The organism is Streptomyces sp. NPDC096132 (assembly GCF_044763345.1).
In the GTDB taxonomy this organism is placed as follows: Bacteria; Actinomycetota; Actinomycetes; order Streptomycetales; family Streptomycetaceae; genus Streptomyces.
Map to the genome: position 1 here is coordinate 18,605 of NZ_JBIWGA010000039.1, position 19,335 is coordinate 37,939.

The 19,335-nt window shown below is 73.4% G+C and carries 19 protein-coding genes; 13 read left to right on the forward strand and 6 right to left on the reverse strand.

Features of this window, described 5'->3' with window-relative positions; all coding sequences use genetic code 11:
- Window positions 1–4: 4 nt before the first annotated feature.
- The 6 genes from ACIRF9_RS47210 to ACIRF9_RS47235 all read right to left on the reverse strand — a co-directional run bounded on the left by ACIRF9_RS47210 (window position 5) and on the right by ACIRF9_RS47235 (window position 4,804).
- A complete protein-coding gene (locus ACIRF9_RS47210; RefSeq protein WP_403836149.1) occupies window positions 5–430 on the reverse strand; it encodes an ATP-binding protein in 426 nt (141 codons plus the stop codon).
- The gene (locus ACIRF9_RS47215; RefSeq protein WP_403836151.1) at window positions 430–834 is read right to left on the reverse strand and encodes a pyridoxamine 5'-phosphate oxidase family protein; all 405 of its coding nucleotides are present in this window, start codon (window positions 832–834) and stop codon (window positions 430–432) included. The genes ACIRF9_RS47210 and ACIRF9_RS47215 overlap by 1 nt, the downstream gene beginning before the upstream one ends.
- Window positions 831–2,576: a SulP family inorganic anion transporter gene (locus ACIRF9_RS47220; RefSeq protein ID WP_403836153.1), complete on the reverse strand. Its 1,746-nt coding sequence runs from the start codon at window positions 2,574–2,576 to the stop codon at window positions 831–833. The genes ACIRF9_RS47215 and ACIRF9_RS47220 overlap by 4 nt, the downstream gene beginning before the upstream one ends.
- A complete protein-coding gene (locus ACIRF9_RS47225; protein ID WP_403836155.1) occupies window positions 2,576–2,914 on the reverse strand; it encodes an ArsR/SmtB family transcription factor in 339 nt (112 codons plus the stop codon). The genes ACIRF9_RS47220 and ACIRF9_RS47225 overlap by 1 nt, the downstream gene beginning before the upstream one ends.
- Before the next feature lie 543 nt (window positions 2,915–3,457).
- Entirely contained in the window at window positions 3,458–3,814 is a 357-nt protein-coding gene (locus ACIRF9_RS47230; protein ID WP_403836157.1) for a zinc ribbon domain-containing protein YjdM, read from the reverse strand.
- Between the two features lie 444 nt (window positions 3,815–4,258).
- Window positions 4,259–4,804, reverse strand: a complete 546-nt coding sequence (locus ACIRF9_RS47235) for a DUF2231 domain-containing protein (protein ID WP_403836159.1) — start codon at window positions 4,802–4,804, stop codon at window positions 4,259–4,261.
- Window positions 4,805–5,102: 298 nt separating this feature from the next.
- On the opposite strand from ACIRF9_RS47235, the gene ACIRF9_RS47240 reads away from it, so the two are divergent.
- From ACIRF9_RS47240 to ACIRF9_RS47300, 13 genes are all read left to right on the forward strand, one after another.
- Window positions 5,103–5,786 (forward strand): response regulator transcription factor, encoded by a 684-nt coding sequence (locus tag ACIRF9_RS47240; RefSeq protein WP_403836161.1) that lies wholly within the window; start codon window positions 5,103–5,105, stop codon window positions 5,784–5,786.
- Window positions 5,783–7,132: a sensor histidine kinase gene (locus ACIRF9_RS47245; RefSeq protein ID WP_403836163.1), complete on the forward strand. Its 1,350-nt coding sequence runs from the start codon at window positions 5,783–5,785 to the stop codon at window positions 7,130–7,132. The genes ACIRF9_RS47240 and ACIRF9_RS47245 overlap by 4 nt, the downstream gene beginning before the upstream one ends.
- A gap of 112 nt (window positions 7,133–7,244) precedes the next feature.
- Window positions 7,245–7,655, forward strand: a complete 411-nt coding sequence (locus tag ACIRF9_RS47250) for a hypothetical protein (protein WP_403836165.1) — start codon at window positions 7,245–7,247, stop codon at window positions 7,653–7,655.
- Window positions 7,652–8,626: an FAD:protein FMN transferase gene (locus tag ACIRF9_RS47255; RefSeq protein ID WP_403836167.1), complete on the forward strand. Its 975-nt coding sequence runs from the start codon at window positions 7,652–7,654 to the stop codon at window positions 8,624–8,626. Before ACIRF9_RS47250 ends, ACIRF9_RS47255 begins: the two co-directional genes overlap by 4 nt.
- The gene (locus ACIRF9_RS47260) at window positions 8,623–9,309 is read left to right on the forward strand and encodes a ferric reductase-like transmembrane domain-containing protein (protein ID WP_403836169.1); all 687 of its coding nucleotides are present in this window, start codon (window positions 8,623–8,625) and stop codon (window positions 9,307–9,309) included. The genes ACIRF9_RS47255 and ACIRF9_RS47260 overlap by 4 nt, the downstream gene beginning before the upstream one ends.
- A complete protein-coding gene (locus ACIRF9_RS47265; protein WP_403836171.1) occupies window positions 9,306–10,637 on the forward strand; it encodes an NADH-ubiquinone oxidoreductase-F iron-sulfur binding region domain-containing protein in 1,332 nt (443 codons plus the stop codon). The genes ACIRF9_RS47260 and ACIRF9_RS47265 overlap by 4 nt, the downstream gene beginning before the upstream one ends.
- Entirely contained in the window at window positions 10,634–10,846 is a 213-nt protein-coding gene (locus ACIRF9_RS47270) for a ferredoxin (protein ID WP_403836173.1), read from the forward strand. Before ACIRF9_RS47265 ends, ACIRF9_RS47270 begins: the two co-directional genes overlap by 4 nt.
- Before the next feature lie 132 nt (window positions 10,847–10,978).
- The gene (locus ACIRF9_RS47275) at window positions 10,979–13,318 is read left to right on the forward strand and encodes a heavy metal translocating P-type ATPase (protein WP_403836175.1); all 2,340 of its coding nucleotides are present in this window, start codon (window positions 10,979–10,981) and stop codon (window positions 13,316–13,318) included.
- 320 nt (window positions 13,319–13,638) lie between these two features.
- On the forward strand, window positions 13,639–13,944 hold the full coding sequence (locus ACIRF9_RS47280; protein WP_403836177.1) for a hypothetical protein: 306 nt from the start codon (window positions 13,639–13,641) through the stop codon (window positions 13,942–13,944).
- A 170-nt stretch (window positions 13,945–14,114) separates the two neighbouring features.
- Complete coding sequence (locus ACIRF9_RS47285) at window positions 14,115–14,987, forward strand: universal stress protein (protein WP_403836179.1); 873 nt, start codon at window positions 14,115–14,117, stop codon at window positions 14,985–14,987.
- Between the two features lie 212 nt (window positions 14,988–15,199).
- Window positions 15,200–18,025: a cation-translocating P-type ATPase gene (locus ACIRF9_RS47290; RefSeq protein ID WP_403836181.1), complete on the forward strand. Its 2,826-nt coding sequence runs from the start codon at window positions 15,200–15,202 to the stop codon at window positions 18,023–18,025.
- Complete coding sequence (locus ACIRF9_RS47295; protein ID WP_403836183.1) at window positions 18,022–18,681, forward strand: potassium channel family protein; 660 nt, start codon at window positions 18,022–18,024, stop codon at window positions 18,679–18,681. The genes ACIRF9_RS47290 and ACIRF9_RS47295 overlap by 4 nt, the downstream gene beginning before the upstream one ends.
- Entirely contained in the window at window positions 18,678–19,334 is a 657-nt protein-coding gene (locus ACIRF9_RS47300; protein ID WP_403836185.1) for a potassium channel family protein, read from the forward strand. Before ACIRF9_RS47295 ends, ACIRF9_RS47300 begins: the two co-directional genes overlap by 4 nt.
- Window position 19,335: the final 1 nt, after the last annotated feature.

Below are 19,335 nucleotides of genomic sequence, written 5' to 3' on the forward strand. Positions count from 1 at the left end.
CCGGTCAGAGAGGGAGGGTGATCCAGATGCTCTTGCCCTGGCCGTCGGCGTCACCGCGGACGACGGCGGTGCCACCCAGGGTGATGACGAGCTCCATGACGGTGCCCAGCCCACCCGCGCCGTTTCCGGTGACCGCCCCGTACAGCTGTGGCTGGTAGGGGTGGCGGTCGTGCACGGCGAGGGCCAGACAGTCCGCGCCCGCCGCGTAGATCACGGTGACCTGAGGGGAGAGCACGGCGGCATGCCGGACACAGTTGGTCACCAGCTCGCTCAGGATCAGCAGCGCCGGATCCACAGCGGGGTGGCGTAGGCCGATGCCCCACTCGACCAGCACCTGTTCCGCGGTCTCGCGCGCCAGGCGGACGGCGGGCGGCCGGCTGGGCACGGTGAGCACATGCCGACGGGGCAGCGCTTCGAGCCGGACGGACATCAGCCCACCGCGCGGGCGAGGCGGAAACCGGTCACCGTCTTGGGGTGGATGCGCAGCACGGTGTCGTGCGGACCATGGGTCCAGCCGGCCAAGGTACGCCGGTGGTGGGCGGCCTCGTTCGGGTCGTCGATCACCTCGGCGGGGCCGGACAGGGTCACGGTCCAGCCGGTGCCGGCCGCGACCCGGATCTCGTCCACCTGATACGTCACCACCTCAGGCACGACAGCCGCCTGGACGGGAGCCCGGACGATCAGACGCCCGTACTCCCACACATGCCGGGCAGGCCGCACGACGGTCTGCTCCCGCTGCGCGTACACCAGCCGCCCCAGACTGCTTCCCTCCACCAGCCACAGCGCCTCCGCACCGGAGACCTCGGCCATGCGCAGGGCCGCGGGAAGCGTCATCGGGCAGGCTCCTCACGGGATTCGGGGGACTTCGTGGCGTTCGGGATCGCCGTCCGCCGGCGGGGGGCGGGCAGGACCCCGGCCAGCTCCAGGTGGTCGCGGGCGCCCCGGATGGCCTCCGGGGTGGTGGTGTACTCCCGGCCGTCGTGCCGAAGCAGCTCCAGCGCGCCGACCGAGTCCAGGACCTGGCGCTGGCCGGGGCGAACGCCGGAGGCCAGGACGAGGATGCCGCGCCGGCGCAGTTTCTGGACCGCGTCCTTGAGGACGAGGGCGCCGGTCGCGTCCATCGTCGACACCCGGGACATGCGCAGGATGACCACCTGGACGTCCGCGACCTCGGTCAGTTCCAGCAGGAAGCGGTGCGCGGCGGCGAAGAACAGCGGCCCGTCGATGCGGTAGGCCACGATGTGTTCGGCGAGCAGGGCGTGTTCCTCCGCGCTGTGATCGCCGCGGTCGAGGGATACCTCTTCGAGGCGGACCTGCCTGGCCACCGCCCGCAGCGCGAGTGCGCCGGATACGACCAGGCCGATGATGACGGCGTAGACGAGGTCCAGGGCCAGGGTGGCGACCGCGGTGAGGACGAGGATCAGCGCGTCCGAGCGGGTGGCCCGGGCCATGGCTCGCAGCGAGCCCACCTCGACCATGCGGATCGCGGTAGCCAGCAGCACACCGGCCAGTGCCGCGAGGGGAATCCTCGACACCAGCGGCGCGGCGGCGAAGACGATGACGGCGAGGATCGCGGCGTGGGTGAGGGCGGCCAGGCGGGAGGTCGCTCCCGTACGGACGTTGACGGCGGTGCGGGCGATCGCGCCGGTCGCGGGGACACCGCCGAACAGCGGGGCGGCGATGTTGGCGAGGCCCTGGCCGAACAGCTCCCGGTCGGGGTCGTGCCGCTGCCCGACGGTCATGCCGTCGGCGACCGACGCGGACAGCAGGGACTCCAGGGCCGCGAGGGCGGCGACCGCGACGGCGGGAGCGAGCAGCGAGCCGAGCGCGCCCGGGTCGAGGAAGGACAGGGACGGGACGGGCAGTCCGGACGGCAGGTCGCCGATCGGCTTCGCCGCGTCCAGGCCCGCCACCTGCGCCACGACGGTCGCGGCGATCACCGCGACAATGGAGAAGGGAATCGTCGGCCGCCACCGGGCGCCGACGAGCATGACGACGGCCACGGCCACCGCGAGGCCGACGGCCGTCCAGTTCGAAGACTTCGCGAACTCCTCGATCGCCCGCCAGGTGACCACGAGTACGCGGTCGCCTTCGGGCTTGGGCACACCGAGGGCGTTCGGGATCTGCTGGAGCCCGATGACGCAGGCGATACCGAGGGTGAAGCCCTCGACCACGGGGGCGGGCACGTACTGCATGTACTTCCCCGCCCGCAGCGCCGCCAGCGCCACCAGCATCACGCCCGCCATCAGACCGACAGTGAGGACGCCGGTCGTCCCGTACTGGCCGACGATCGGCACGAGGACGACCGTCATCGCGCCGGTCGGCCCGGACACCTGGAGGTTCGATCCGCCGAAGACCGCGGCCAGCGCGCCCGCGACGACCGCGGTGGCCAGTCCCGCCTGCGCGCCCAGCCCCGAGGAGACCCCGAAACCGAGCGCGAGCGGCAGCGCGACGATCGCCACGGTCAGCCCCGCGAGCAGGTCCCGGCGCGGGTCGCGCCGCAGGTCCGTCAGGTCGGCGCGGCCGGGCAGCAGGTCGGTGAGCCGGGCCCACGCCCGGCTGATCCCCGAGGTCATCACGCGACGACCCCGGCTTCCCGCAGCTCGGCCAGCAGCTCATTGCGCCCGGCGAGCATCTCGGTCAGGATCCGGCGCGCGGCCTTCATCAGATCGGCGACGTCCCCGCCGGCCAGTTCATAGACCACCGTGGAGCCCTTCCGGGCGGACGTGACGATCCCGGACCGGCGCAGGACGGCCAGTTGCTGGGACAGGCCGGAGGGTTCCACCTCGATCGCGGCCAGCAGGTCTCGCACCGGCATCGGTCCGTCCTGGAGGAGCTCCAGCACGCGGATCCGTACGGGATGCCCCAGCATCCGGAAGAACTCGGCCTTGGCCTGGTACAGCGGAACCGACACGACTCCTCGACTTCCCTGGACGACACCCCACCCGGGGGCCACGCGGAAGGTGCTGCGCCCGCGGCAACCGTTGGCAGGCGCAGCCAACAAAGCATCTAACCAATTGCGAAATTTTGCAATTCAGCATCCATGCGCGACCGTCTGCGACCACCCACGGCTCAGCCCGTCCGGCCGCTCACCGCTTGTCTGCCCGCTCCCACTCACGCCCCGGCCCGAGCGTGGGACTGCGCCTTGCTCTGCCCGGTGCGCGTCGCGGGAGAAAGGGTCCGCGCGCCGAAGAACTCCATCTCACGGCGCGAAAAAGTCCGACGCGGGAGACGAACAAGCCGATCGCCGGGTCCCACCATGCGGTTGCCGCACTTCTCCAGCCGGCCAAGGGGACGCATCCACCGACATGGAGCCACAGCCTCGCGCCCTGCGTCAGGACAGGGCGCGAGGTTGTGCCCGCAGCTACCTACGGGTACAGCCATCACAGCATCTAGTCAATTGCGAAAATACGCAATCCGCCGTCCGACTGGCGCCTGGAACACGTCCGCGGGCAGGTCAGGCCTTCTTGACCACGCTCGACTTGAGCTGCATCGCCCCGAAACCGTCGATCCGGCAGTCGATGTCATGACCGTCGACCCCGTCGACGAGGCGGATACCACGCACCCTGGTGCCGGCCTTGATGCCGGAAGGGCTCCCCTTGACCTTGAGCGCCTTGACCACGACCACGGAGTCACCGTCCCGCAGAACGTTGCCGACAGCATCCTTGACCACGCGCTCGACGGGAGCATCGGCCTCCTGGGCGCCTTCGGCGGGCACCCACTCATGGCCGCACTCCGGGCAGACCACGAGGGCGTTCATCTCGTAGGTGTACTCACAAGAGCACTTCGGGCAGGGAGGAAGGTTCTCGATCATCCCGCCAGGGTATCCGGCGCCATCCTTTCCCCGACCAGGTGCGAGGAGCCCCGCACCACCCGCCCGAATCCGCGGCGCCCCGTTCGCAGCCGCGAATGTCCTGCTGATCCGGGGACCGGCGAAGACGGATCGCCGAGCCGCAGCCGGAGCTGGTCAACGACGTCGACGGCCGAGACCCTGGCTCGTGAGTACGGGCGCGGTGTCCCCGCCGACGCCCACGGCATCACCACCGCGATCCGGGCCGCCGCCGGACTCGCGGCCGGTCTTCTGGTCGGGGCCCGGATGCACGAAACGTACCCGCGTCCTGCTCCTCAGGACACCTGACCGCACGGTGACCTGCCGCCTCGCGTGGCACCGCCCGGCAGGCCGACGACTCCCCGCCAGGACAACCGAAGCGTCGGTCAGTCGGAGAGCCGGATCCCCGAGCGACGCCATCGCCGATCCTCACTGTCGGTCGTTGTCACCCCGGTCGTCCGTGGCGGCCTTGGAAAAGCCGTCCTGCCAGGCGGCCTTCGCCCCGGAGTCGCCGATCCGGTACACGTCCACCACCGCGCCTGCGGCCACCCCCACGGACAGCACCGCTGCCGCCACGCGGACGACCAGCGCGGACCGGGGCGAGGCCGACCGAGTCCGCTGCTCCCCGGAAGCGGCCTGTGCCGCGGCCGGCCTGCGGGTCGTCCACCAGACCGCCGTCGCCAGCACGAACAGGCCCACGGCCCAGGGGAGCAACCCGTCGCCGAGCTCGGCGTGCCTGCGTACCAGGGCGTTGCTGTCGACGTGTTCCTCCAGCCACTCGCCGGCCTCCGTGGCCAGCGGCACGCTCGCCAGCGTCAGCAGAGCCAGCACCGGCAGCACGATCCCCATCCGCCGGGCGGCACTCGGCCATATCGCACCGACCACGACCGCCAGAGCACTCAGAGGAACCAGCACGACGACGAAGTGCACGATCAGGACGTGTAGCGGCAGACCGTTGACAACGGTGAGGCTCATCAGGTGTTCCTCCAGAAAGCGACCGTGAGGAGTAGCCGGCTCGGGCTCGTCCCGGCGTGCCGGCGGGTGGGGCGCGTCAGCCTGACACAGGAACCTCTCAGGTTCTTCTCAACCCCCGCCCTGTCGGGAGGCAGTGGACGCGGGTCTCGCGACCTCCACTGCCCCCTCCACGGAGCGCTGAGGGACGAACGGCCCCTTGTGGCGCGGGCGGGCCGCGGACGCAGACTGGATGACGTGGGGCGTAGCGGATCTCACCGTCCGAAAGCAGGTCTGACGCATGAACGGGCAGGTCGCGGGCTTGACCGAGGGAACGCAGGTGCTGGTCGTGGAGGACGACCGCAGCATCGCGGAATCATTGGTGCGTGGCCTGCGGCAGGCGGGATACGCGGTCGAGGGGGTGCGTACCGGCCGGGCAGCCCTGACGGCTGCGTCCCCCGACGTCGTACTGCTCGATCTGGGGCTGCCCGACATCGACGGGATCGAGGTGTGCCGGATGCTGCGCGCGCGGTCGGATGCCGCGATCATCGCGGTGACCGCGCGCGGCGAGGAGGCGGACCGGGTGGTGGCCCTGGACGAGGGCGCTGACGACTACCTGGTCAAACCGTTCGGGCTGGCCGAGCTGCTGGCGCGGGTCCGGGCCGTGCTGCGCCGCAGACGCCCCGTCGGACCGGAGATCCTGCGGCACGGGCCGCTGGCACTCGACCTGCGCACCCGCCAGGTCTCGGTGGACGGCCGGCCGGTCGCGCTGACCCCGAAGGAGTTCGGGATCCTGGAGTGCCTGGCCGCCGACCCGGGCAGGGTGGTGAGTCGGCAGCAGATCCTGGAACGGGCCTGGGACGCCCACTGGTACGGCCCCACGAAGGTCCTGGACGTGCACATCGCGGCGCTGCGCCGCAAACTCGGCGTGCCGGGGCTGATCGAGACGGTCTACGGGCACGGTTTCCGGCTCGGTGCGGCCGAAGGGGCGCGGGAGCGGCCGTGAGCCGGCGCCTCACCTGGACGCTGCTCGCCCTGACCTCCGTCCTGCTGGTGCTGGCGGTCGTACCACTGGCCGTGCTGATGACGGCACGCGAGCGCGTCGCCTTCCGCGACGACCAGCGCGCGGCCACCCGCGTGATCGCCGCGGCGGCCGAGGAGCACCTCTCCGACCGCAAGCCGGCGACCGGAATGCGCCAGGAGTTGGACGCCGCGGCACGGGCCGGGGATTGTGCCGCCGTGTACGACGCCTCCGCGCGCCTGGTGGCGAGTACGCCGTGTACCGCCGCCCAGGGTGAGGACTCACAGGAGGTGGTGGCGGACGTGCTGGCCGGGCACGAGCCGGAGCCGCCGGAGAGCGAGGGCCGGCTGCTGACGGCGGAACCGGCCGGTGAGGTCCGACAGCCCGCCGGCGCCGTCGTCCTGGCCCGCTCGGCGGCCCCGCTCGATGGCCGTGTCGCCGCGATCTGGGGGTGGTCCGCGGCGATCGCCGCCGCGGGGCTCGTCGCGTCCGTACTGCTGTCCGTCCGTCTCGCCCGCTGGGTGAGCCGTCCGTTGTCCGCGCTCGATGCCAGCGCCCGGAAGCTGGGCGAGGGCACTCTCGACGAGCGGGCCGACGTCGGCGGCGGTCCGCCGGAAGTGCGCCGTCTGGCCGCGACGTTCAACACCATGGCGGCCCGCACGGAGGCCCTGGTGCACGGCCATCGGGCCGTGCTCGCCGACGTGTCCCACCAGCTGCGCACCCCGCTGGCGGCGCTTCGGCTGCGGCTCGATGTCCTGAGTACCGGTGCCGAGGGCGACACCGCCGCGGAGCTGGACGCGGCCCAGGAGGAGATCGCGCGGCTGTCACGGCTGGTCGACGGGCTGCTCGCGGTGGCACGCGCCGAGCAGGCGACGCCCCGGCCGGCCGCGGTCCGGGTCGACGACGTGGTCACGGAGCGGGTCGCCGCCTGGTCGCCGGTGGCCGAGGAGCGCGGCGTGCGTCTGACGGCGTCGGAGGGGCCAGCCCTGACCGCCTCTCTGGGCAGTGGTCACCTGGAGCAGATCCTCGACAACCTGATCGCCAACGCCTTGGACGCCGTTCCCGACGAAGGGAACGTGACCGTCGACTGCCGGCTGGTGGGGGACGCGGCCCGGGTGTGCGTGAGGGACGACGGCCCGGGGATGCCCGCCGAGGCCAAGGCGGTCGCGTTCCGGCGGTTCGGCAACCCCGCGGCCAGGGGCACGGGTCTGGGGCTGGCCATCGTCCACCGGCTGGTCACCGTCAACGGGGGCGGCGCGCGGCTGGAGGACACTCCGGGCGGCGGGCTGACCGTCGTCCTGGACCTGCCTCTGTGGGCGGGAGAGCCCTGAGATCTTTACCGGTTCTGAAGAGGACGTGAGCAGGTTCCCGAGTGCCGTGCGCACAGCCTGGAGTTGCACGCAGCCGATTTTCCGGGCCGCCGATCCACCAGGAGCCGCTGCCATGTCCCCCTCGTCCGACGATTTCGACCAGCTCCTGCCCCCGCCGGACCCGGCACGCGCACACGATCGTGATCGCGGCCTGCGGCGGAGCCGCCGCCTCACCCGCTGGATCGCCGTCGCCGCAGTGACCGGCGCGGCGGCCCTGGGCAGCCTCTACACCCACCTGCTCCCCGGGAGTTCGGCCTCACCCGTGCCGTCGAGCCCGCCCCTGCACAACCCTGCGGCACCCTCCGCCGTCACCCCGACATCCGGCGGCGACAACCACGGCGACTCGGCCCGTCACGAGAACGACGACGACGGCGAGGACGACGACCCGGGTGCGGCCCCCGTGTCGCGGCCGGCACCGCAGCCCCCGGCGCAGCCGCCCGCTCCCACCCAGCAGCAGCCTCACACCACGACGGGGGCGTCATGACCGCCCACACTCCCGTACCGTCCCTCCCCGAGGCCGTGTTCCCGGCGCTCGGCACCACGGCCGTGCTGCTCGTGACCGACCCGGACGCCGTGCCGGACGCGGAGGCCGTCCTGCGCGCCGAGCTGGCCGCCGTCGACCTCGCGTGCAGCCGTTTCCGGCCGGACTCCGAACTCACCCGCGTCAACCGGAACGCGGGCAACCCGACGACGGTCGGCGAACGCTTCGCCGAGGCACTCCAGGCCGCCCTCCGCGCCGCCCGGCTCACCGACGGGGCCGTCGACCCGACCGTGGGACGCACCATGACCGCCCTCGGCTACGACCGCACCTTCGCCGCTCTGCGTCCCGAGGACACCCGTCCGCTGCCCCTTGCCCTGCCCGCCCCCGGATGGCGGCGGATCGTCTTCGACCCGCGCTCCCGGCGGCTGCGTCTGCCCCGGCACACCCACCTCGACCTGGGCGCGACCGCCAAGGCCCTCGCCGCGGACCGCGCCGCCCGCCGCGCCGCCGCGGTCACCGGGTGCGGAGTCCTGGTCGGTCTCGGCGGTGACCTCTCGGTGGCCGGTCCGGCCCCGGCAGGGGGCTGGCGGATCGCCCTCGCCGACGACCACGCCCGGCCCGCCACGGACCCCGGCCCGGCCGTCGCGGTGACCGGCGGAGCGCTGGCGACCTCGGGCATCCGGGTACGCACCTGGCGGCGGGCAGGACGCACCCTGCATCACATCGTCGACCCGGCCACCGGCGAGCCCGCCACTCCCGTCTGGCGCACGGTCACCGTCGCGGCCGCGACCTGCGTGGACGCCAACACCGCCAGTACGGCGGCGATCGTGCTCGGCGGCAGGGCGGTCGACTGGCTGCTCGGCGCGGCTCTGCCCGCCCGCCTGGTGGACCTGGACGGCCGTGTCGTGCGTCTCGGCGGATGGCCGTCCGACACCGCCGCCGTCCCCGGAGCCACCGATGGAGGTCCGCGATGACAACCCTGGCCCTGACCGGAAGCCCCCTGTGGTACTCGAGCCGCGCGGCCGGAACCCTGGCCCTGCTGCTGCTCACCGCCACCGTGATGCTCGGCATCGCATCCGGCGTACGGGTACGGCCGCGTCGGCTCGGCCGCTTCGAGCGCGCCGCGCTTCACCGCAACCTGTCCCTGCTCACGCTGGTGTTCCTCGTCGTGCACGTGGTGACGGCGGTGCTCGATCCGTTCGTCCGCCTCGGGTGGGCGGTGTCCGTGGTGCCGTTCGGGGCGTCCTATCGTCCGCTGTGGCTCGGGCTGGGCACGGCCGGGCTGGATCTGCTGCTGGCCGTCGCGGTCACCAGCGCGTTGCGCCGACGCCTGGGGGCGCGCCGCTGGAAGGCCGTGCACTGGCTGGCGTATGCCGCCTGGCCGCTCGCCCTCTTCCACGGGGTGGGCACCGGCACCGACACCCGGCTCCCCTTTCAGCTGTGGCTGTACGCCGGGTGTCTCGGCGCGGTGGTCGCGGCCGTGTGGTGGCGGCTGGTGAAGGCCGGTCCGGGCCGGGTTGCCGGGCGTCTGACGGCGGCGGTCGCCGCGACCGCCATTCCGGTGGTACTCACCGCTTTCCTCGCCGCCGGGCCGCTGCAGCCTGGCTGGTCCCAGCGCGCCGCCTCGACGGCAGTCCTTCTCGGGGGTGGACGGTGAACTCCTCGGCCGCGGCGCCCTTCGCGCCCCACCACCACGCCCCCGGAACGGACGATCCGGCCGGCCCCCGGCTGCTGGCGGGCTGGTACGCCACCGGCCGGCCTGCCGACCTGACCGAGCATCTGAGGCGCTACGGGCCACCCCTCACCGGCGACCGCGGCCCCCTCCCCCTCGTGGAGGCCGTGACGGCGGCCGGGCTCACCGGGCGCGGCGGCGCCGGGTTCCCGACCGGCCGCAAGCTGGGCGCGGTCGCCGCGCGACGGGGCCGCCGCGTGGTCGTCGTCAACGCCATGGAGAGCGAACCCCCAAGCCTCAAGGACCGGTTCCTGATCGCCGTCGCACCCCATCTCGTCCTCGACGGCGCCGTGCTGGCCGCCACGGCGGTCGGCGCGGACACCGTCCACGTGTGTCTCGCCCGCGACCGCGCCGCTCAGTACCGGCAGCTGAGCAGCGCCGTGCACGAGCGCCGTCGCGCCCGCCTCGAGCCGGTACGGCTGCGTCTGAACGCCCTTCCGCACTCCTATGTCGCCAGCGAGTCGACGTCGCTCGTGCGCTGGCTCAACGGCGGCCCGGCCCTGCCCCAGGGCAGCCCGCCGCGGACCTACGAGCGGGGTGTCGGCCGGTGTCCCACGCTGGTCCACAACGCCGAGACCCTCGCCCATCTGGCGCTGATCGCCCGCTACGGACCGGCCTGGTTCCGGCAGGTCGGCACGCCGGACGAGCCCGGCACCCTGCTCGTCACCGCCTCCGGTGCCGTCCGCGCCCCCTCCGTGCTGGAGGTGGCTCTGGGAACGCCGCTCGCCACGGTCCTCGACCGGGCGGGCGGTGCCACGCAGCCCTTGCGAGCGGTCCTGCTCGGCGGCTTCTCCGGAAGCTGGCTCCCCGCCGAGCATCTGCGCACCCCGCTCACTCGGCGCGATCTGGCCCCGCTGGGGGCGGCACCCGGTGCCGGGGTGCTGGTCGCGCTGCCCGAAGAGTCCTGCGGCCTGACCGAGACGGCCCGCATCCTCACGTACCTGGCAGCGCAGGGTGCCCGCCAGTGCGGGCCCTGCCGTCTCGGTCTGCCCGCCGTTGCCGAGGACTTCACCGCCCTGGCCGTCGGCCGGGGGCATCCGGCCCTGCTGTCCCGCCTGCGCCACCGCGTCGGTCTGCTGCCCGACCGGGGCGCCTGCCGCCACCCCGACGGCGCCGCCCGCCTGGCAGCCTCCGCCCTGCACACCTTCGCCGACGACGTCGACCACCACCTCGCCCACGGCACCTGCCCGGCCGCCCATCTGCCGCCCCGGATCCCCGTGCCACCTGCCACCGCCCCGGAGAGCCGGCGATGAGCCGCCCCCGCACCCTGCGCATCGACCGCATCGCCTGTACCGGGCACGGCCTGTGCGCAGAGTTGCTGCCCGAACTGATCGACCTCGACGAATGGGGCTACCCGATCCTCCAGGACACGGCCGTCCCCGACCGACTGCGCGCCCACGCCCGGCGGGCCGTGGCAGCCTGTCCCGTCCTCGCCCTGCGCACGGACGACGAACGGACCTGACCAGCTGGAGTCCGGCCCGGCGTACGGCCCAGGCGGCGGGGCCGTTCGTCCCCTGGCGGGAGTGCGGGTGGCGGGGTGTGCTGGACGGGGACCGAAGTGAAGGTCGTCGCATCGGACCGAGCGAGGTGTGCCATGGTCAACGCGACCGAAACCACCGTCGGGGCCCGGCTGCGCCGCTTGGCAGGCGCGGTCGTCTCGTCACGGCTGGAACCCGCACTCCTGGCCGTCACAGCGGCGGCTCTGACGGCCGGCGGCATCGCCTGGCTCGTCGGCGCCGGCGGCCTCGCGGACCTGTTCTGGGGCCTGGGCACGGTGTCCGCCGTCGTCCCCGCGGTGGGGTGGGTGCTGGACGCGCTGCGGCACGGGCGGGCGGGCGTCGACCTGATCGCCGTGCTCGCGCTGGGCGGCACCCTGGCCGTGGGCGAGTACCTGGCCGGGGCCCTGATCGCGCTGATGCTCGCCACCGGCCGCACCCTCGAGGCCGCCGCGCAGCGGCGTGCCTCCCACGACCTGCGCGCCCTGCTGGAACACGCGCCCCGCTCGGCGCGCCGCCGTACGGACGCCGGGGTGGACTCGGTGCCGCTGGCAGAGGTCGACCCGGGCGACCTGCTGGTCGTGGGTCCCGGTGAGGTCGTCCCCGTGGACGGCCGGGTGGAGAGCACCACCGCCGTCCTCGACGAATCGGTGCTCACCGGCGAGCCCCTCCAGGTCGAACGGCCGCAGGGCGAAACGGTCCGCAGCGGTGTGGTCAACGCCGGCGGCGCCTTCGAACTGCGCGCGACCGCGACCGCGGAGGACAGCACCTACGCGGGAATCGTCCGTCTGGCCCGGCAGGCCGGGGCGGAGTCGGCGCCCGTCGTGCGGCTGGCCGACCGCTACGCGGCCTGGTTCCTGCCGCTGTCGCTCGCGGTCGCGGGGCTGGCCTGGCTGGTCAGCGGGTCCGCAGTACGGGCGGTCGCGGTCCTGGTCGTCGCCACGCCGTGCCCGCTGCTGCTGGCCGCGCCGGTCGCGATCGTCTCCGGTCTTTCCCGGGCCTCCCGGCTCGGCGTGGTCATCCGCGACGGCGGCGCCCTGGAGAACCTCGGCCGCGCCCGCACCCTCCTGCTGGACAAGACCGGCACCCTCACCGGCGGCCACCCCCGTGTCCTGGACGTGAGCGCGGCCCCCGGCCGCAAGCCCGCGGAGGTGCTGCGCCTGGCGGCATCCCTCGACCAGTACTCGCCGCACGTCCTGGCCCGGGCCATCGTCGACGCGGCCCGTGAACGCAGGCTGGAGTTGTCGGTGCCGTCGGACGTCACCGAGGAGGCAGGACGGGGTGCCTCGGGCACGGTGGACGGGCACCGGGTCCACATCGGCCGTCTCGGCCCCTGGGACGGTCAGCCTCCCTGGGCCCGCGCCATCGACAACCGCGCTCTCCTCGACGGTGCGGCCGTCGCCTGGCTGACCGTCGACGACAAACCGGCCGGCGCCGTCCTCCTGCGCGACCCCGTCCGGCCCGACGCGCCCCGCACCCTGCGTCACCTGCGAGCGGCGGGTATCGAACGGTTGCTGATGCTCACGGGCGACCGCGCCGAACCCGCCCAGGAGGTCGCCGCCGTCCTCGGCCTCGACGACGTGCGCGCCGAGCTCAGCCCGGCCGGCAAGGTCGCCGTCGTGCGCGCCGAGCGCGAACGCGCGGTCACCGTGATGGTCGGCGACGGCGTCAACGACGCGCCCGCCCTCGCCGTCGCCGACATCGGTGTGGCCATGGGCGCACACGGCTCCACCGCCTCCTCCGAAGCCGCCGACATCGTCCTGACCACCGACCGCGTCGACCGCCTGGCCGACGCCGTCTCCATCGCCGTACGAGCCCGGCGCATCGCCGTGCAGAGCGCGCTCGGCGGCATGCTGATGTCGCTCACCGCCATGGCCGCGGCCGCCTTCGGCCTCCTCCCGCCCGCCGTCGGCGCGCTGCTCCAGGAGGGCATCGACGTCGCGGTCATCCTCAACGCGCTGCGCGCCCTGCGCGTCGACCAGGCCGCGCGGCCGGCGCTCACTCCCACCGCCGAAGCTCTCATCCACCGCTTCGCGGCCGAACACGACGACCTCCAGGACGTCCTCGAGGCCGTACGCGACGCCGCCGACCGGCTCTCCGACAGCCCCGGCCCCAAGGCCCTCTCGGCCGTCGAGGAGACCCACCGGCTGCTCACCGAACGGCTGCTGCCCCACGAACACGCCGAAGAACACCAGCTCTACCCCGCCCTGGCCCCCACCCTCGGCGGCCCCGAAGCCACCGCCACCATGAGCCGCGCCCACGCCGAGATCGAACGCCTCTCCCGCCGCATCGCCACCCACCTGCGCCTCGCCCACGCCGACGGCGGTCTCAGTCCCGGCCAACTCGACGACCTGCGCTCCAGCCTCTACGGACTGAACACCGTCCTGCGCCTGCACTTCACCCAGGAAGAGGAGAACTACTTCTCGCTGGCCCCGTGAGACAAAGGGGCCGACGCCCTGCTGTTCGCCGACGCGCACCGGCTCGTCGGGCTGCTCACGGCCCGGGACCGCGCCCCGGCTCGGCATTCACGGGGCCGCTTGGACCACATGAGTACCCGATCGGCCCAGTGCACGCGTCGGCCCGAGGAGCACCCTCGAAGAAAGGACCTGCGCGAGAACACCGCGAAGGAGGCCGGAGGCCCGGCGTTCGCGGTTCACCAGCAGGACGGCCGCGACCGAAGAGTACCCACGAGCGCCCCCGCCCGTGGCAGGGACACCGTCGGAGGAGCGGCCGGGACAAGGAACGAAGGAACGACGTCATGGCCAGAGCGATATGGACGACAGCAGATGTGTTCGCCGGGCGGGGAGGCGCCCGTACGGACGAGGGCGGCGTGATGAGTGGCAACCTGACCCTGCGCACGACGTGGGACGGTGTTCAGGCCGAGGTGGCGGTGCGGTACACCGGCACCTCCCAGTGGTACGCCCTCGCCGGAAGTCCGGTGACCTGCCTGTCCCAGCAGGACAGCAGGCAGCTGCACCAGGCGGTGGTGGACGCCGTGCGAGCGGGCGGCGGCGCGACCGTTCCGCGGTATGACCACGTCGGCTGGCCTGCCCGATCCCGGTGATCCCGGTGGGCGGCGGCTGGTCGCGGCCTGCAGGGGGCATGTCGGGCCCAGCGCGGGTGCGCCGTTGCCGCGCATCAGGGAGCCGGCCGCGCGCGGTCGGCCACCTGGCGGCTCCCGACGGCTGGGGTCACGCTGGAAGGACGGCGGCACGGGATTTTTCTGGAGGTGCCATGAGCGGTGCGGACGGGCGTGGACCGATCGTCGTGGGCGTCGATCCCGACCCCTCCAAGCGGCTGGCGCTCGCTTGGGCCGCGGACGAGGCGGATCGCCGCGGGCTGCCGGTGCGGCTCGTCCAGGCCCAGGGGGTGCCGACGGGTGGATACCGGTCGGGCGAGGTACGGCCGTCCTGGGAGGAGTGGAACCGGGCACTGCACGAAGCGGGCGCCGAGGTGCTCAAGGCGGCGGTCGACTTCGTCGAGTCCCGACGGCCGGCGGTGGAGGTGTCGACCGTGCTGGCGGAGGGCGAGCCGGCGTGGGTCCTGCGCGAGGAGGCACGGAACGCTTCCCTCGTCGTGGTGGGCTCCTGGCATCTGAGCACCCGGCGCGAACTGTTCACCTCCACCGCCGTGGCGCTGCCGCTCACCGCCCACGCGCCCTGTCCGGTCGTGGTCGTCCCGGAGCCGGAGCACATCACCCAGGCGCCCGCGTACTTCGTGGTCGGCGTCGACGGCAGTCCGCACTCCGCCGCGGCGGTGGACCTGGCGTTCGAGGAGGCGGCCTTGCGCGGAGCGGTCCTGCGGGCCTTGTACGTGTGGCATCCGCCGCTCCTCGGTGTGCTGGACGAGGACGCCGCGGTGCGGGAGTGCCGCCGGGTGCTGTCCGAGACGGTCGCGGGCCGCACCGCGACGCACCCGGAAGTGGAGTTGCACCACGAGGTCGTGCGCGGCCATCCGGTGCGGGTCCTGACGGAAGCCTCGGAACACGCCCTGGGCCTGGTCGTGGGAACCCGGGGGCACGGAGGGTTCACGGGCATGCTGCTGGGCTCGGTGAGCCAGGGAGTACTGCACCACGCCCACTGCCCCGTCATCACTGTCCCGGTGTGAGGAAGCGCCGGACGGCCCCGTCCCCTGCACCGGACGGCCCTGGTGGTGCCGGCCCGCCCGTCACACGATGAGGTGACGCCGCAGCTCGGGGGCGGCGCACCGGCGGAACGGCCGCCGCACTCACTGGAGTCCGTGATGGAAGCCTCACGCAAGGCCCCGATCCGCCCGGTTCGGCCGGAGACGAGCGCCTCGGCGCCGTACGGGTTCGGATGATGCGCGCCGGTACGGACCCGCTGGTACCGGGCAGAGGGGCGGACGAGGCGGTCGGCGCCCCTCCCGGTTCCGGTCCGCGTCCGCGTCCGCCGGTACGGGAGCTCGCCGCCGGTGATGTCTTCACCGCGCTCGGTACGTCACGGCGCGGCCTGTCGGCGGAGCGGGCACGGGCGGGGCTCGAGCGGTACGGGGCCAACGAACTGCCCCGTACGAGGCGCCGCCCCGTCTGGAGGCAACTGGGCGCACAGTTCACGGACCTCTTCGCGGTCGTGCTGCTCGTCGCCTCGGGAATCACCTTCCTGGCGTACGGGCTTCAGGAACCGCGTGACGTGGGCACCCTGCAGCTCGCGGTGGCGATTCTGGGCGTCGTGGTGCTGAACGCGGCCATCGGTTTCGCGCAGGAGTACTCGGCCGAGCGGACGGCTCAGGCCCTGGAGGCGATGGTGCCCCACACCTGCCGGGTGCTGCGCGGCGGGGAACGGCTGGAGGTGCCCGCCCGGGACCTGGTGCCGGGGGACGTGGTGGTGCTGGAGGCCGGGGACGCGGTGTCGGCGGACTGCCGGGTGGTCGAGGCGCACGAACTGGCCGTGAACAACGCGCCGTTGACCGGTGAGAGCAACGCGGTGGGCCGCACGGCCGATCCGGTGGCGGCCGGGCCGCCGCTCGAGGCCCGCAACTGTGTGTTCATGGGGACCGACGTGGTCGCCGGGTCCGGGCGCGCCGTGGTCTGTGCCACCGGTGCGGCGACCGAGTTCGGTCGGATCTACCGGCTGGCCGCGGCGGCCCCGCGGCAGAAGACCCCGTTGCAGCACCAGGTGGCCTCCATGGCGCGTCGGGTGGCGGGGGCCGCGCTGGCGATCGGCGCCCTGATGTTCGCCGTGCGGCTGCCCACCGGGCAGTCGGTGGTGAGCCTGTTCGTGTTCGCGCTCGGGGTGATGGTGGCTCTGGTGCCGGAAGGGCTGCCCGCCACCCTCTCGGTGTCCCTGGCGATCGGTGTACGGCGGATGGCGCGCCGTCAGGCCCTGATCAAGCAGCTGCTGGCCGTGGAGGCGCTCGGGTCGACCACGGTGGTGTGCACCGACAAGACCGGGACGCTCACCCAGGCGGAGATGACCGTCACCCAGGTGTGGGCGGGGGGTACGACGCATGCGGTGACCGGGGTGGGATACGCGCCGGACGGGGAGGTCGCTGACGCGGCGGTGCTGCGTGAGCTGCTGCGGGTGGCGGGCCTGTGCTGCAATGCCCGGCTGGTGCCGCCCGAGGACGGGCAGCGGTGGCGGGTGCTCGGCGACACCACGGAGGGCGCGTTGCTTGTCGCCGCCGCCAAGGCGGGTCTCGATCCGGGCGCGGAGGAGGCGGCGGCTCCGCGCGTGACCGAGTTCCCCTTCGACTCCGACCGCAAGCTGATGACCACGGTGCACAAGAGCGGTCTGGGCTACCAGGCGTGTGTCAAGGGGGCGCCCGCCGAGCTGCTGGCGCGCTGCACCGACGTGGAGTGGGAGGGCCGGGGCGGGCCACTGAACGAGCGGGACCGGGCGGCGGTCCTGGCGGCGAGTGACGAGCTGGCGTCGCAGGGGCTGCGGGTGCTGGCCGTCGCCCGCGGGGAGCTCGACGGGCCCCGCCCCGCACAGGAGGAGGCCGAGTCGTCACTCACGCTGCTGGGGCTGGTCGGCATGCAGGATCCGCCGCGTCCAGAGGTCACCGCCGCGGTCGCCGCCTGCCGTCGGGCCGGTATCCGGATCGTCATGGTCACCGGCGACCATCCCCTCACGGGCGAGGCCGTGGCCCGGCGGGTGGGGATCGTACGGGGGCCGGATCCGATCGTGGTCACGGGGGCCCGGCTGGACGCGATGGACGACAAGGCGCTCGACTCGCTGCTCGCCGAGCCGTCCGAGCTGCTGCTGTGCCGGGTCAGCCCGGAGCACAAGATGCGCGTGGTCACCGCCTTCCAGCGACGGGACGAGGTCGTGGCGGTCACCGGCGACGGCGCGAACGACGCCCCCGCGCTCAAACACGCGGACATCGGCGTGGCGATGGGGGCGTCCGGCACCGACGTGGCCCGGGAGGCGGCGTCGATGGTGCTGCTGGACGACTCGTTCGCCTCGATCGCCGCCGCGGTGCGGCTCGGCCGGGCCGTGTACCAGAACATCCGCAAGTTCCTCGTCTACCTCTTCAGCCACAACATCGGGGAGCTGGTCCCGATTCTGGCGGCGACCTTCGCCGGCTTCCCGCTGGTGCCGATCAGCGCGGTGCAGATCCTGGCGATCGACCTGGGGTCCGACGTACTGCCCGCCCTGGCCCTGGGAGCCGAACCTCCCGAGCCCGACGTGATGGAGCGCCCGCCACGGTCACGGCGGGAACGGCTGTTCTCGGCCGCCGTGGTGGAGCGGATCCTGTTCCTCGGCGGCATCCAGGCGGTGTGCGTCACCGCCGTCTTCTTCTGGCACATCGATGCCTCGGGCATCCCGTTCGACGACTTCACCAAGGACACGCCCGCCTACCGGGAGGCGATCACCATGGTCCAGGCCGGGATCGTGCTGAGCCAGTTCTTCAACGCGCTCGCAGTGCGCACCGACCGGCAGAGCATCCTGCGGGTGGGGCTGCTGTCCAATCCGGCTCTGCTGGCGGCGGGCGGCTTCGGCGTCGCCCTCATGGCCGCGATCAGCTACGTGCCGCCGCTGCAGGCCGTCTTCAACACCGCCCCGCTCGACGCCGCCGACTGGGCCCTGCTGACCGGGCTCGGGACCCTGCCCCTGATCGCGGACGAGATCCGCAAGTGGCGGCTGCGCCGCCGCGCCGAGCGCCGGAAGGGAGCACAACGGTGAAGGTGATCGTCGTCGGCTGCGGACGGGTAGGGGCCACCCTGGCCGGTCTGCTCGCCTCCGAAGGGCACGACGTGCACGTCGTCGACCGCCGTGCCAAGGCGGCCCGGCGGCTGCCCGACAGCCCGCGCATCCGCTTCCACGAGGGCAACGGCTACAGCCGCGCCGTGCTCCGGGCCGCCGGCGTCGAGCACGCGGACGCCTTCGTCGCCGTCACCTCCGGGGACAACAGCAACATCGTCAGCGCGCGCACGGCGAAGGAGACCTACCGGGTGCCGATCGTCCTCGCCCGCATCTACGATCCCCGGCGCGCCGACATCTACCGCGACCTCGGCATCCCCACCATCGCCAGCGTCCGCTGGACCGTGCACCAGATCCACCAGATGCTGCTGCACCGCCACCTCAGCCCCGAACTCAGCTTCGGCAACGGAGAGACCCTGCTCCTGCGCTCCGAGGTGCCCGGCTACCTCATCGGGCGGCGGCTGGCCGAGTTCGAGGTCGACGGCGAGATCCGCGTCGTCGAAGTCACCCGCGCCGGCCGCTCCTTGATTCCCGTGCACAGCACGCCGGCGCGAGCGGGCGACCTGGTCACCTTCGCCGTCGCCGCGACGGCGCTCGGCAGGCTGCGCGGCTTTCTCGACAAGGAGCTGGGGACATGAACGTGATCATCGCCGGGGCCGGACGGCTCGGCACCCAGATCGCCCAGGTACTCTCCGCCGCCCGCAACGAGGTGACGCTGATCGACGCCGACGACGACCGCCTCGCCGAACTTCAGGACCGTGTTCCGGTGCGGCTGGTCGCCGGGGACGCCTGCGAACCCGCCCTGCTGGAACACGCCGGCGCCCTGACCGCGGATCTCGTCATCGCCACCACCGGGGACGACGAGGACAACCTCGTCATCAGCCTGCTCGCCAAACGGCAGTTCTCGGTGCCCCGAGTGGCAGCCCGCATCAACGACGCCGACAACGCCTGGCTGTTCGACAGCCGTTGGGGCGTCGACGTCGCGGTCCCCGCCGCCACCCCGCTGGTCTCGCTCATCGAGGAGGCCACCGGGGCCACCGACACGGTCGCCCTGCTGCGGCTGAGCAAGGCCGGCGTCGACGTCATCGAGACGGCCATCACACCGCGGTCCAGGACGGCAGGTCGGGCTTTGGGCGACGTCCGGCTGCCCGAGGGGACGGTCGTCGCCACGATCGTCCGGGACGGACAGCCCACCGTGCCGGATCCGGCGGTCCGGCTCCGCCCCGGGGACGAGATCCTGCTCGTCTCGCACACCGCGACCGAGCAGGAGATCCACGCCGCGTTCCAGTGAA